Source organism: Pseudomonas sp. K2I15 (assembly GCF_002204795.1).
Classification (GTDB): domain Bacteria; phylum Pseudomonadota; class Gammaproteobacteria; order Pseudomonadales; family Pseudomonadaceae; genus Aquipseudomonas.
In genome coordinates, this window is the sequence record NZ_NIXO01000011.1 from 55059 (window position 1) to 69000 (window position 13942).

Below are 13942 nucleotides of genomic sequence, written 5' to 3' on the forward strand. Positions count from 1 at the left end.
GGCGCCGTCTTTCAGATGTGACGAACTTCGACAATCTCGTACTCGATCACGCCACCAGGCGTCTTGACGGCCACCACATCACCCTCTTCCTTGGCAATCAAGGCGCGGGCCAGCGGCGAGCCGACGGAGATCTTGCCGAGTTTGAAGTCGGCCTCGTCTTCACCCACGATGTGGTAAACCACGCTTTCGTCAGTCTCGACGTTGGCGATTTCCACGGTGGTGCCGAAAATCACCTTGCCGGTCTTCGGAATGGTCGTAACGTCGATGATCACCGCATTCTGCATACGGCCTTCGATGTCACGGATCCGCGCCTCGACCATACCCTGCTGCTCGCGGGCAGCATGGTATTCAGCGTTTTCCTTCAGGTCACCCAATTCCCGGGCCGTACCGATGTCCTGGCTCAGCTTCGGACGGACGACCTTGGTCAGGTGAGCGTGCTCTTCTTCCAGGGCTTTTGCGCCCTGGACGGTCATTGGGTATTTGATCATGCCTTCAATCCTGCGTGTAGATCCTGCAAGCGGCGCACGGTTTTTTCAGGACCGAACTTGAGCGCTTCGCAGATAGCTTCGCCAGCAGCAATGGTGGTGGTGCAGTAGATCTTGTGCTGCAAGGCGTTACGACGAATGGAGTAGGAGTCCGCGATCGACTGGCGACCTTCGGTGGTGTTGATGATCAGGGTGACTTCGTCATTCTTGATCATGTCGACCACGTGTGGACGGCCTTCCGTCACCTTGTTCACGCGACGTACTTTCAGGCCGGCAGCCTCGATCAGCTTGGCGGTCCCGGCAGTAGCCACGACATTGAAGCCCAAGTTGATCAGATCACGGGCCACGCCTGCAACCAGTGGTTTGTCATCATCACGCACGCTGATAAACGCAGTACCGCCGGTCGGCAGCACTTCGCTGGCACCCATCTGGGCTTTGGCGAATGCTTCACCGAAGGTATCGCCCACACCCATCACTTCACCGGTGGACTTCATCTCTGGGCCCAGGATCGGGTCCACGCCAGGGAATTTGGCGAACGGGAACACCGCCTCTTTCACGCTGTAGAAGTTCGGAATGATTTCCTTGGTGAAGCCGATTTCCTTCAAGGTCTTACCGGCCATCACACGGGCCGCAATCATCGCCAGGGAAACACCGATGCACTTGGAAACAAAAGGCACCGTACGCGAAGCGCGCGGGTTGACTTCGATGACGTAGATGTCTTCGCCTTGCAGCGCCAGCTGTACGTTCATCAGGCCGACCACACCCAACTCCAAGGCCATTTTCTTGACCTGTTCGCGCATCTCGTCCTGGATGTGCGCAGGCAGCGAGTAAGGCGGCAGCGAGCAAGCGGAGTCACCGGAGTGAACACCAGCCTGTTCGATGTGCTGCATGATCGCGCCGATCACTACGTCAGTGCCGTCGCAGACCGCATCCACGTCCATTTCGATGGCGCAGTTGAGGAAGTGGTCCAGCAGCACCGGGCTGTCGTTGGACACTTTCACTGCATCACGCAGGTAACGCTTGAGTTCTTCTTCTTCGTAGACGATTTCCATCGCCCGGCCGCCCAATACGTAGGACGGACGCACCACCAGCGGGTAGCCGATCTTGCTGGCTGCGCGGATAGCTTCGTCTTCGCTGCGCACGGTGGCGTTTGGCGGCTGACGCAGGTTCAGGCGTTCAACCATCTGCTGGAAGCGCTCACGGTCTTCGGCACGGTCGATAGCGTCAGGGCTGGTACCGATGATCGGCACGCCAGCGGCTTCGAGTGCGCGAGCCAGTTTCAACGGGGTTTGGCCGCCGTACTGGACGATCACGCCTTTGGGCTTCTCGACGCGACAGATTTCCAGTACGTCTTCCAGCGTTACCGGCTCGAAGTACAGACGGTCGGAAGTGTCGTAGTCAGTGGAAACAGTTTCAGGGTTGCAGTTGACCATAATGGTCTCGTACCCGTCTTCGCGCAGGGCGAGGGCGGCGTGTACGCAGCAATAATCGAATTCGATGCCTTGGCCGATTCGGTTTGGACCGCCACCCAGGATCATGATTTTGTCACGGCCCGACGGCGCGGCTTCGCACTCTTCCTCGTAGGTGGAGTACATATACGCGGTGTCTGTTGCGAACTCGGCCGCACAGGTATCAACGCGCTTGTAGACCGGGAAGATATCCAGCTTGTGGCGATGCGTGCGCAGGTTCTTCTCGGTCACACCCAGCAGCTTGGCCAGGCGCATGTCGGAGAAGCCTTTGCGCTTGAGGCGGAACATCAGGTCGCGGTCGATAGAGGACAGACCGAGGGTCTTGACCTTCTCTTCTTCCTTGATCAGATCTTCGATCTGCACCAGGAACCACGGGTCGATCATGTTCATGCCGAAGATGTCTTCGACGGTCATGCCGGCGCGGAAGGCGTCAGCCACGTACCAGATGCGCTCGGCGCCCGGCACGGTCAGCTCGCGCTTGAGCACGCTCATGCTTTCCGGGTTGCTCAGGTCGAGTTTCTCGTCCAGGCCGCAAACACCCACTTCCAGGCCGCGCAGGGCTTTCTGGAGGGATTCCTGGAAGGTCCGGCCGATGGCCATGACTTCACCGACCGACTTCATCTGAGTGGTCAGGCGGGCGTCGGCTTTCGGGAATTTCTCGAAAGCGAAGCGTGGCAGCTTGGTGACGACGTAGTCGATCGACGGCTCGAAGGACGCAGGCGTTGCGCCGCCAGTGATTTCGTTCTGCAACTCGTCCAATGTGTAACCGATCGCCAGCTTGGCAGCGATGCGCGCAATCGGGAAGCCGGTAGCTTTCGATGCCAGTGCCGAAGAACGCGATACCCGCGGGTTCATCTCGATCACAACCATGCGGCCAGTGTCCGGGCAGATGCCGAACTGGACGTTGGAGCCACCGGTTTCCACGCCGATCTCACGCAGCACCGCCAACGAGGCGTTACGCATGATCTGGTATTCCTTGTCCGTCAGGGTCTGTGCTGGCGCAACAGTGATCGAGTCACCAGTGTGCACGCCCATCGGGTCGAAGTTTTCGATCGAGCAAACGATGATGCAGTTGTCCTTCTTATCGCGGACAACCTCCATCTCATATTCTTTCCAGCCGATCAGGGATTCGTCGATCAGCAGCTCTTTGGTCGGAGACAGGTCCAGGCCACGAGCGCAGATTTCTTCGAACTCTTCACGGTTGTAAGCGATACCGCCGCCGGTGCCGCCCATGGTGAAGGAAGGACGGATGATGCACGGGAAGCCCAGCTTTTCGAGGACTACGTTGGCCTCTTCCATGCTGTGGGCGATACCGGAACGCGGGCAGTCAAGGCCGATGGACTTCATCGCCTTGTCGAAACGCGAACGGTCTTCAGCCTTGTCGATGGTGTCGGCATTGGCGCCGATCATCTCTACGCCGAACTTCTCCAGGACGCCTTCGCGCTCCAGGTCCAGTGCACAGTTCAGGGCGGTCTGGCCACCCATGGTTGGCAGCAGCGCGTCCGGACGCTCTTTCTCGATGATCTTGGCAACGGTCTGCCACTTGATCGGCTCGATGTAGGTGGCGTCGGCCATGTCCGGGTCGGTCATGATGGTGGCCGGGTTGGAGTTCACCAGGATGACGCGGTAGCCCTCTTCGCGCAGGGCTTTACAGGCCTGGGCGCCGGAGTAGTCGAATTCGCAAGCCTGGCCGATCACGATCGGGCCAGCGCCGAGAATCAGGATGCTTTTTATGTCTGTACGTTTTGGCATGGGTTTGTCACTCAAATCCGCAGGTCAGTCGGCAAGCCGTCTTGAACAATCTTTGAAGAGCCTGAGGGGGCCGCCGGTTTCCCGGGCCACCCTCAGGCCACTCACTTAGCGTCGCTTGGCCATCTCATTGATGAACCGGTCGAACAGCGGCGCTACGTCGTTCGGGCCCGGGCTTGCTTCAGGGTGGCCCTGGAAGCTGAACGCGCTCTTGTCGGTGCGCTCGATGCCTTGCAGGGAACCGTCGAACAGCGACTTGTGGATCGCCCGGACGTTGCCCGGCAGGGTCGCTTCATCCACCGCGAAACCGTGGTTCTGGCTGGTGATCATCACGACGCCAGTGTCCAGGTCCTGCACCGGGTGGTTGGCACCGTGGTGGCCGTGACCCATTTTCAGGGTCTTGGCGCCGGAGGCCAGGGCCAGCAGTTGGTGACCGAGGCAGATACCGAATACCGGGATCTCGGTTTCCAGCACTTCCTTGATCGCCTTGATGGCGTAGTCGCAAGGCTCCGGGTCACCCGGGCCGTTGGACAGGAACACGCCGTCCGGCTGCAGGGCCAGTACGTCGCTGGCCGGGGTTTGCGCCGGCACCACGGTCACGCGGCAACCGCGCGCCACCAGCATGCGCAGGATGTTGTGCTTGATACCGTAGTCGTAGGCCACGACGTGGTAAGGCAGCTCGCAAGCTTCGATGGTCGCGTGGCTGTCGGTCTTCAAGTCCCAGACAGTGGAGCGCCACTCGTACTGTTCCTTGGTGCTGACGACTTTCGCCAGGTCCATGCCTTTCAGGCCAGGGAAACCTTGGGCTGCTGCAATCGCTGCTGCTTCGGAGATGTTGTCACCGGCCATGATGCAACCGTTCTGCGAACCTTTTTCACGCAGGATGCGTGTCAGGCGACGCGTATCGATACCGGCGATCGCCACAACGTTGTTGGCTTTCAGGTAATCGGACAAGGACATCGTGTTACGCCAGTTGCTCGCAACCAGTGGCAGGTCACGAATTACCAGACCCGCCGACCAGACACGATCCGACTCGGCGTCTTCCGGTGTAGTACCGGTGTTACCAATGTGCGGATAGGTCAGGGTAACGATCTGTTGGGCGTAGGAAGGATCGGTAAGGATTTCCTGATAGCCGGTCATGGCGGTGTTGAACACCACCTCTCCAACGGTCTGACCGTCGGCTCCAATGGCTTCGCCGCGAAAAATGCTGCCATCAGCAAGGGCGAGTATGGCTGGCTTAGTCAAGAAGACCTCCCGTAAATAAAGCCTGAAAGGGCGATCGCAGGTTGTAAAAAAGCGGAGTGACGTATGGACACGTCACCCCGCTTCTTCACTGAATTATTCTGCGCGCTTTTAGTGGACACACTAAAGCTGTAGCTTACAGAAAAAGGCTTTTTTGGTCCACCGCTAATGAGCCTTAAAGGCAGGGGAATGCGACAGGACGTCGCTTAGCGGGTAAAAACGGGGCCTTAGGATAATCCTGAGGCCCCGTTTTAGCTACTTCTTAATGCAGATCCAGCACGTCGCGCATGTCGTACAAGGCCGGCGTGCGACCGTCCAACCACAGCGCCGCACGCACAGCACCCTTGGCGAACGTCATGCGACTCGACGCCTTATGGGTAATCTCAAGACGCTCACCCTCGGTTGCGAACAGCACCGTGTGGTCACCCACCACGTCACCGCCGCGAACGGTGGCAAAACCAATGGTGTCGTGAGCACGAGCGCCAGTGTGACCTTCGCGGCCATACACCGCCACTTTCGACAGGTCCCGCCCAAGAGCATCGGCAATCGCCTCACCCATGCGCAGCGCCGTACCGGACGGCGCATCGATCTTGTGCCGGTGATGCGTCTCGATGATCTCGATGTCAGCCTCATCGCCCATCACGCGCGCCGCCATGTCGAGCAGCTTCAGCGACAGATTGACGCCAACACTGAAGTTAGCCGCGAACACGATAGGAATATCCTTGCCCGCCTCCACCAGCAGCTGCTTTTGCTCGGCACTCAGGCCGGTCGTGCCGATCACCATGGCCTTGCCCGCCTTGCGGCAGAACGCCAGGTTTTTCAGCATCACGTCCGGCAGGGTAAAGTCGATCAGCACGTCGAACTCGTCGGCGACCTGCTCCAGGTTGCCGGACAACGAAACGCCAATCCGCCCCAGGGACGCCAACTCACCCGCGTCCGCACCAATCAAGGTGCTGCCGGGACGAACAATCGCCGCCGTCAGCCCGGAGGCTGGCGAGCGCGCCTGTACGGCCTCGACCAGGTTTTTGCCCATGCGCCCGGCAGCGCCCATCACCGCGATACGTCGCATACTCACTTCCTTACAGATCGCCGAAGAAGCGCTTCACGCCTTCGAACCAGCCGGTGGTTTTTGGCGAATGCGTGTCGTCGCCAGCCAGGGAGCTGCGGAACTCTTCCAGCAGTTCGCGCTGACGTCGGCCCAGGTTCACCGGCGTTTCTATCGCCACACGGCACATCAAGTCGCCAGCACCACCACCACGCACTGGCGCAACGCCCTTGCCGCGGATACGGAACTGCTTGCCAGTCTGCGTGCCCTCAGGAATCTTCAGCTTGACCCGACCGTCCAGCGTCGGGATTTCAAGCTCGCCACCCAAGGCCGCATCAACAAAGCTGATCGGCACTTCACAGAACAGATGCTTGCCATCGCGCTGGAAGATCGAGTGCTCGCGCACATTGATCACTACGTACAGGTCGCCCGTCGGGCCGCCCTGAGTGCCCGCCTCGCCTTCGCCCGACAGACGAATGCGGTCGCCGGTATCAACACCCGCCGGCACTTTCACCGAGAGGGTCTTGTACTCTTCGACACGCCCTTCGCCGTGGCACGAGTCGCACGGGTCGGAAATGATCTTGCCCTGGCCATGGCAGCGTGGGCAGGTTTGCTGCACCGAGAAAAAGCCTTGCTGCATGCGCACCTGGCCGATACCGCCGCACGTCGGGCAAGTGATCGGCGAGGAGCCTTTCTTGGCGCCCGAACCGTCACACGGCTTGCAGTTGACCAGCGTCGGAACACGGATATTGACGCTGGTGCCACGCACCGCTTCTTCCAGGTTCAGCTCCAGGGTGTAGCGCAGGTCGCTGCCACGCTGGGCACCGCCACGCTGACCACCGCGGCCGCCACCAAAGAAGTCGCTGAACACGTCGCCGAAAATATCGGAGAAGTTCTGGCCGCCAAAACCGGCACCGCCGCCCATGCTTGGGTCGACACCGGCATGACCGTACTGATCGTAAGCTGCACGCTTGTTCGGATCACACAGGCATTCGTAGGCCTCGTTGGCCTCTTTGAACAGGTCTTCGGATTCTTTGTTATCCGGATTACGGTCCGGGTGGTGCTTCATCGCCAGGCGACGGTAAGCCTTTTTCAGGTCCGCCTCGCTGGAGCCGCGCTCCACACCCAACACTTCGTAATAGTCACGCTTTGCCATAAGTCTTTGCACTCTTAAGGACGTCCGGCAAAACCCTCCTGAGCCTTGCCAAACTCGTTGAGCCCCAATACAGGCCCGGACCCAACTCACGTCAATTCAACGATCCTGGTCGTTACTGCTTTCAGCCGGCAACCGGCCAAAAACGCGGTGACTGTCGTCCGGAAAGCAGGAGCATTCCCGATCACACCGCCAGCATCCGAGCGTTGTCGCATGCTGTAAAAATTCGCGTACCCCAGACACGCCAACGCGGGAGCAAGCTCCCGCGCGGCGACATCCTACCAGTCACCGCTTGTGAGCGGTCAACCGGGCGACCAAGTTACTTGTGGTCTTTAACTTCTTCGAACTCGGCATCGACAACATCGTCGTGCTTGGCTTCAGGCTCTGCCTGGTGTGCAGCACCATCAGCCGGCTGGCCTTGTTCGGCGTACATTTTCTGAGCCACTGGCGCAGAGACTTTCGACAGCTCTTCAACCTTGGCTTCGATAGCGGCCTTGTCGTCGCCTTTAACAGCGGCTTCCAGGGCAACTACGGCTGCTTCGATTGCAGTTTTCTCTTCGGCAGTCACTTTGTCGCCAGCGTCAGCGACCATTTTGCGCGTCGAGTGAACCAGTGCATCACCCTGGTTGCGGGCTGCGGCCAGCTCTTCGAACTTGCGGTCTTCGTCAGCGTTGGCTTCAGCATCACGGATCATCTGCTGAATTTCTTCCTCGGACAGACCCGAGTTAGCCTTGATCACGATCGATTGAGTCTTGCCGGTGGCCTTGTCTTTGGCGCCTACGTGCAGGATGCCGTTGGCGTCGATGTCGAAGGTCACTTCAATTTGTGGCACGCCACGTGGTGCTGGTGGAATCTCGGCCAGGTCGAACTTGCCCAGAGACTTGTTCTGACCGGCTTGCTTACGCTCACCTTGCAGCACGTGAATGGTCACGGCGCCCTGGTTGTCGTCGGCAGTCGAGAACACTTGCGATTTCTTGGTAGGAATCGTGGTGTTTTTCTCGATCAGCGCAGTCATCACGCCGCCCATGGTTTCGATACCCAAGGTCAGCGGGCTAACGTCCAGCAGCAGAACGTCTTTCACGTCGCCGGCCAACACCGCGCCCTGGATGGCAGCACCCATGGCAACCGCTTCGTCCGGGTTCACGTCTTTACGCGCTTCTTTACCGAAGAATTCGGTAACCAGCTTCTGAACCAGTGGCATACGGGTTTGACCGCCGACCAGGATCACGTCGTTGATCGCGCCAACGTCGATACCCGAGTCTTTCAGCGCAATGCGGCAAGGCTCGATGGTGCGTTGAACCAGGTCTTCTACCAGCGACTCCAGCTTGGCGCGGGAGATCTTCACGTTCAAGTGCTTAGGACCGGTAGCGTCTGCAGTGATGTACGGCAGGTTCACGTCGGTCGAATTGCTAGAAGACAGTTCGATCTTGGCTTTCTCAGCGGCTTCTTTCAGGCGCTGCATGGCCAGCGGGTCACCCTTGAGGTTCATGCCGCTTTCTTTCTTGAATTCCTCGACGAGGTAGTCGATCAGGCGAATGTCAAAGTCTTCACCGCCCAGGAACGTGTCACCGTTGGTGGCCAACACTTCGAACTGGTGCTCGCCATCAACTTCAGCGATTTCGATCACGGAAACGTCGAAGGTACCGCCACCCAGGTCGTAAACGATCACGGTGTGGTCGCCTTTGGCCTTGTCCATACCGTAGGCCAGAGCGGCCGCGGTTGGTTCGTTGATGATACGTTTTACGTCCAGGCCAGCAATACGGCCGGCGTCTTTGGTCGCCTGGCGCTGGCTGTCGTTGAAGTAGGCCGGAACGGTGATCACCGCTTCAGTCACAGCTTCACCGAGGTAGTCTTCGGCGGTTTTCTTCATCTTTTTCAAGATTTCAGCCGAGATTTGTGGCGGCGACATTTTCTGACCGTTCACTTCAACCCAGGCGTCACCGTTGTCAGCCTTGGCGATTTTGTACGGGACCATCTTGATGTCTTTCTGTACGACTTCTTCGTCGAACTTACGACCGATCAGACGCTTCACCGCGTACAGGGTGTTATGCGGATTGGTCACAGCTTGACGCTTGGCGGACTGGCCCACCAGGATTTCGCCGTCGTTGGCATAAGCCACGATGGACGGGGTGGTACGTGCGCCTTCAGCGTTTTCAATAACTTTGGATACGCCGTTTTCCAGCACGGAGACGCAGGAGTTGGTAGTCCCCAGGTCGATACCGATAATTTTGCCCATGATTTACTCTCCCGAAACTTAGATTTTGTTGCCGCAGCAGTGGTGGCTAACTGCGGCAGTGCTTAAACGCTTGACTTATAGATGGGGCCGTTACGAGTTATTTCAAGCCTGCTCATCAATCGAAGGTGCAACCGGTGCAGGAGCCTTGCTCACCACAACCATTGCCGGGCGCAGCAGACGACCATTGAGCTGATAGCCCTTCTGGAACACCTTCAACACGCTGTTTGGCTCAAGGTCAGCGTTTTCCTGCATCGCCATTGCCTGGTGATGCTCCGCATTGAACGGCTCACCGCCTTGCGGATCGATGGCTTCCAGCTGATAACGCTTCAGGGTGTCCTGGAACATTTTCAGGGTCAGTTCGATCCCTTCGCGCATCGGGCGGATGTTTTCGTCGTCCGGGTTGGACAGCTCAAGGCCACGCTCCAGGCTGTCGATGATCGGCAACAGATCAGCGGCAAATTTTTCCAGGGCGAATTTGTGAGCTTTTTCTACATCCTGCTCGGCGCGGCGGCGGACGTTCTGCAGATCGGCGGCAACACGCAACGATTGATCCTGTGCGCCTGCCAATTGCTCTTCGAGCACTTGCACACGAGCGGCCAGGTCTTCACCTGCTGCCTGGTTGGCGTCTGGATTTTGCGTATCCTGCGTCTGTTCGTCAGCCATAGATTTCTCCTTTCAAAATCATGCGCGAACTCGACTCGCGCTTCTGTTCCGGTATATGGGGCCACAATTTTCAGGTTCAAGGGTTGAGGCGTTACCAAAAGTCTTTCACCTGACTTGGATCAATTTTCCCTCCTCATTCCGTACCGCACTAAGAATAGCTACCGATCAAGCAAATCGAGCTAAGCAGCAGGATTGTCAGCCCCAAACAAAACACTGTATAAATAACCAGACCTAACGCCTGGGAGCGGCCGTCATGCTGGTTCATCTGTCCGTACATAATTACGCCATCGTGGAACATCTCGATCTTGAACTGGATCGCGGGATGAGCGTAATCACAGGCGAAACCGGCGCCGGCAAGTCGATCATGCTCGACGCCCTGGGCCTGACCCTGGGCGACCGTGCCGACAGCGGCGTGGTTCGCCCGGGCGCCGACAAGGCCGACATTCTCGCCACCTTTGACCTGGCCGACATCCCCGAAGCCGAGGCCTGGCTTGCCGAGCGCGACCTTAATAATGAAGGCCCGTGCATCCTGCGCCGGGTGATCACCGCCGAAGGGCGCTCCCGCGGCTATATCAACGGCACGCCCTGCCCGCTCGGCGACTTGAAAGCCCTGGGCGAGCTGCTAATCGATATCCACAGCCAGCATGAACACCAGTCCCTGCTAAAAACCGATACCCATCGCCGCCTCCTCGACGAATACGCCAGCGCCACCGACCTTGCCCGCCAGGTGCAATTGGCTGCGCAACGCTGGCGCCAAACCCGCCAGGAACTGGAGCGCCTCTCCAACTCCGGCGACGAGCAGCGTGCCCGCCACCAATTGCTCAGCTATCAATTGGAAGAACTGGAAAGCCTCGGGCTCGGTGAGACCGAACTGGAGCAACTGGAACAAGAACACAAGAACCTGACCAACGCCGAAACCCTGCTGGGCATTTGCCGGCAAGTGGTGGAGCAGTGCAGCGAAAGTGATTCCGGCAATGTGCTCAACGCCCTGACTGCCAGCCTCAACCGGCTGTCCAGCGTGAATAGCGCTTCAGGCTCGTTGAATGAAGCCACCACGCTGCTGACCAGCGCACAAATACAGGTAGAAGAAGCCGTCGGCGAGCTGAACCGCTTCCTCGATCACTTCGATGCAGACCCGGCCCGCCTGCAGGATATAGAAGAGCGTCTGGACACCATCTACACCCTGGCGCGCAAACACCGGATCCAGCCAACCGAAGTCGCGACCATGCAGCAAAAGCTGCTGGATGAAATCGAAACCCTGAATGCCAACGATGAATCCATCGAGCGGCTAGGCGAAGAACTGGCGTCCTTTGCTCGTCATTATCAGGAGAAAGCCCGAGAGCTGAGCGACCTGCGCCACCAGGCAGCGACCGGCCTGGCCAGCGCAGTGGAGCAGGAAATCCAACGCCTGGGCATGCCCGGCGGGCGCTTCACCATCGAACTGCACACCAACACCAGCAACGAGCTGCTGCCCAACGGCCTTGAACAGGTAGAACTGCTGGTCAGTGCAAACCCGGGCCAGCCACTCAAGGCACTGGCTAAAGTGGCATCCGGCGGCGAGCTGTCGCGGATCAGCCTGGCGATCCAGGTGATCACTGCCCAGACGTCACGCGTGCCAACACTGGTATTCGATGAAGTGGACGTCGGCATCGGCGGCCCGACAGCCGAGATCGTCGGCCAGCTGTTGCGCCGGCTGGGTGATCGCGGCCAAGTACTGACCGTCACCCACTTGCCACAAGTGGCCGCCCAAGGGCATCAACATTTGTTCGTGCACAAGGTGCGGGGCAGCGATGCCACCCATACCGCCGTGTCCAAGCTGAACAAGACCGAACGGGTAGAAGAAGTGGCGCGGATGCTTGGCGGCATCGACCTGACCAAGGAGTCCTTGGCGCACGCGAAAAAAATGGTGGTAACCGTGAAGGTCTGAGGCACGGCTTACCGAGCATTTTCTTTCTATAGAAAGCACGAAGGCGACCCTAGGGTCGCCTTCGATCGTTTCGCAGAGCGAGTCTGCGTAGCTTTCTTACTTTTTCTTACGTATGTACAGAACCAAATTGTGATCCACCAATTCGACTCCGTGCTCGTCGGCGATTGCCTTCTGGAGCTTCTCGATTTCCGGGCTGACGAACTCGACCACTTCGCCAGTTTCCACATCGACCATGTGGTCGTGGTGGCCGCTGTCAGCCAGTTCGAATACTGCATGACCGCCGTCGAAATTATGACGAACCACCAGTCCTGCTGCTTCAAACTGGGTCAGTACACGGTAAACCGTGGCCAGGCCAACGTCCTCGTTAGACTCCATCAGTGCCTTGTATACATCCTCGGCACTCATGTGGCGCTGCTCAGCAGAATCGAGCATTTGTAGAATCTTGACTCGTGGCAGAGTCACTTTAAGACCGGCTTTGCGTAGTTCGCTATTTTCAACCATGGTTAGCTTTCTCGCGGATGCTGCTTCGCAGCTTCTCTTAATACGGGTATGATCGGCGTTTACGTTGTCCCAGCCAAGATAGTGGAAGTCGCCCACCGATGCAAAACACCAAGCTCTTGCTAACCAGTTTCACCTTTGTGGGACTGCTCGCACTCGCCGGTTGTTCATTCCCCGGGGTTTACAAAATCGACATCCAGCAGGGCAATGTCGTCACGCAGGACATGATAGACCAGTTACGCCCGGGAATGACCCGACGGCAAGTACGGTTTATCATGGGCAATCCCCTGCTGACCGACACATTCCATGCCGATCGCTGGGATTATCTCTATAGCATCCAACCTGGTGGCGGTGAACGCCAGCAGGAGCGGGTCAGTGTCATCTTCAATGGCAATGACCAGCTCGCCAGCCTGTCGGGGGACTTCAAACCGGGCGTAAGCCGCGATGAAGCCTTGCTGGGCAAGGACAACGGCACCGCCGCGCCTGCGCCTGCGCAGAACGAGGAAAAGCCCAAGTCCGAGGTACCGGCCAAGCCAGGCTCTTTGCTGGACCAAATCCAGAAAGGCGTCGACGGCGTACAAACCGTTCCGGTGCCAAGCCCAGAACCTTTGTAACGTTCGATAAAAAGCCCGGCATGCCGGGCTTTTTGTTGCCTGCCGCTTCGCAAGCTATGAATTCTGCTGTTTTGCCTTGGCAGCCTTGGCCGCACGCAAGCGACGTATCTCCATCGGGTCTGCCAGCAATGGCCGATAGATCTCGATTCGGTCTCCGGCCTGAACAATACGAACATCTGCGTCCGCCACCACCTTGCCGAAGATCCCCAACGGGCAACTCTCCAGATTCAGTTCCGGAAATTGCGCGGCCATTCCCGAGCCCAACACCGCAGTCCTGAGACTTGAGCCCGACGCTACTGCCAGGCTCATCAACACCTGGCGATCCACCGCGGCGTACACCACCTCGATCTCAACCAATGGCTCAGCCATGTATTTGCTTGGCGCGCTGGCAGAACGCGTCCACCAGGGTATTGGCCGCCTGATTGAACAGCGGGCCCAAGGTAGCGCGCACGATCGGGCCGGCATAGTCGAACGACAGGTCAAGGCTGATCTTGCAGGCCTTCTCGTTCAACGCCTTGAACACCCACACACCATGCAACTGAGTGAATGGGCCTTCTTCGAGATTCATCTCGATGGACTGCCCGGGCACCAGCGTGTTGCGAGTGACAAAGTGCTGGCTCAAGCCGCCCTTCGCTACCCCCACGCTGGCGACCATATGCCCGTCACTGCTCTCCAACACCTCGGCAGTCGAGCACCAAGGCAGGAACTCCGGGTAACGCGCCACGTCGTTGACCAGGTCATAGAGCGCCTGTGCCGGGTAAGGCAGCAGGGCCGAACGTTGAATATGCGTCGTCATGTGAGCGTTAGTTCCACAGCTGAGCGGCAAACATCGCGAAAGGACAACAGGATTCGCGAAAGAAA

General features: G+C 58.5%; 12 protein-coding genes. 2 read left to right on the forward strand and 10 right to left on the reverse strand.

Annotated features, from left to right (window positions below):
• Positions 1-11 precede the first annotated feature (11 nt).
• The 7 genes from greA to grpE form a co-directional block, all read right to left on the reverse strand.
• The gene (greA, locus tag CEC48_RS09735; RefSeq protein WP_076013757.1) at positions 12-488 is read right to left on the reverse strand and encodes a transcription elongation factor GreA; all 477 of its coding nucleotides are present in this window, start codon (positions 486-488) and stop codon (positions 12-14) included.
• On the reverse strand, positions 485-3706 hold the full coding sequence (carB, locus tag CEC48_RS09740; protein ID WP_088423544.1) for a carbamoyl-phosphate synthase large subunit: 3222 nt from the start codon (positions 3704-3706) through the stop codon (positions 485-487). The genes greA and carB overlap by 4 nt, the downstream gene beginning before the upstream one ends.
• A 105-nt stretch (positions 3707-3811) precedes the next feature.
• Entirely contained in the window at positions 3812-4948 is a 1137-nt protein-coding gene (carA, locus tag CEC48_RS09745; RefSeq protein WP_088423545.1) for a glutamine-hydrolyzing carbamoyl-phosphate synthase small subunit, read from the reverse strand.
• Positions 4949-5207: 259 nt separating this feature from the next.
• On the reverse strand, positions 5208-6014 hold the full coding sequence (gene dapB, locus CEC48_RS09750; protein WP_088423546.1) for a 4-hydroxy-tetrahydrodipicolinate reductase: 807 nt from the start codon (positions 6012-6014) through the stop codon (positions 5208-5210).
• Positions 6015-6024: 10 nt separating this feature from the next.
• A complete protein-coding gene (dnaJ, locus tag CEC48_RS09755) occupies positions 6025-7146 on the reverse strand; it encodes a molecular chaperone DnaJ (RefSeq protein WP_088423547.1) in 1122 nt (373 codons plus the stop codon).
• Positions 7147-7462: 316 nt separating this feature from the next.
• Positions 7463-9379: a molecular chaperone DnaK gene (gene dnaK, locus CEC48_RS09760; protein ID WP_088423548.1), complete on the reverse strand. Its 1917-nt coding sequence runs from the start codon at positions 9377-9379 to the stop codon at positions 7463-7465.
• Positions 9380-9481: 102 nt separating this feature from the next.
• Positions 9482-10042 (reverse strand): nucleotide exchange factor GrpE, encoded by a 561-nt coding sequence (gene grpE, locus CEC48_RS09765; protein ID WP_088423549.1) that lies wholly within the window; start codon positions 10040-10042, stop codon positions 9482-9484.
• 253 nt (positions 10043-10295) lie between these two features.
• Here grpE and recN point away from each other — a divergent pair, with 253 nt between their 5' ends.
• Positions 10296-11969 carry a DNA repair protein RecN gene (gene recN / locus CEC48_RS09770; protein ID WP_088423550.1) on the forward strand — a complete coding sequence of 558 codons (1674 nt, stop codon included), beginning with the start codon at positions 10296-10298 and terminating at the stop codon, positions 11967-11969.
• 96 nt (positions 11970-12065) lie between these two features.
• Here the strand turns inward: recN and fur are convergent, their stop codons facing one another.
• Complete coding sequence (gene fur / locus CEC48_RS09775) at positions 12066-12470, reverse strand: ferric iron uptake transcriptional regulator (protein ID WP_088423601.1); 405 nt, start codon at positions 12468-12470, stop codon at positions 12066-12068.
• A 98-nt stretch (positions 12471-12568) separates the two neighbouring features.
• Between fur and CEC48_RS09780 the strand changes: the two genes are divergently transcribed.
• On the forward strand, positions 12569-13081 hold the full coding sequence (locus CEC48_RS09780; protein ID WP_088423551.1) for an outer membrane protein assembly factor BamE: 513 nt from the start codon (positions 12569-12571) through the stop codon (positions 13079-13081).
• Between the two features lie 54 nt (positions 13082-13135).
• On the opposite strand, the gene CEC48_RS09785 is transcribed toward CEC48_RS09780, so the two are convergent.
• Positions 13136-13450, reverse strand: a complete 315-nt coding sequence (locus tag CEC48_RS09785) for an RnfH family protein (protein WP_088423552.1) — start codon at positions 13448-13450, stop codon at positions 13136-13138.
• Positions 13443-13877, reverse strand: coding sequence for a type II toxin-antitoxin system RatA family toxin (locus tag CEC48_RS09790; protein ID WP_088423553.1), 435 nt, complete (start codon positions 13875-13877; stop codon positions 13443-13445). The genes CEC48_RS09785 and CEC48_RS09790 overlap by 8 nt, the downstream gene beginning before the upstream one ends.
• Positions 13878-13942: the final 65 nt, after the last annotated feature.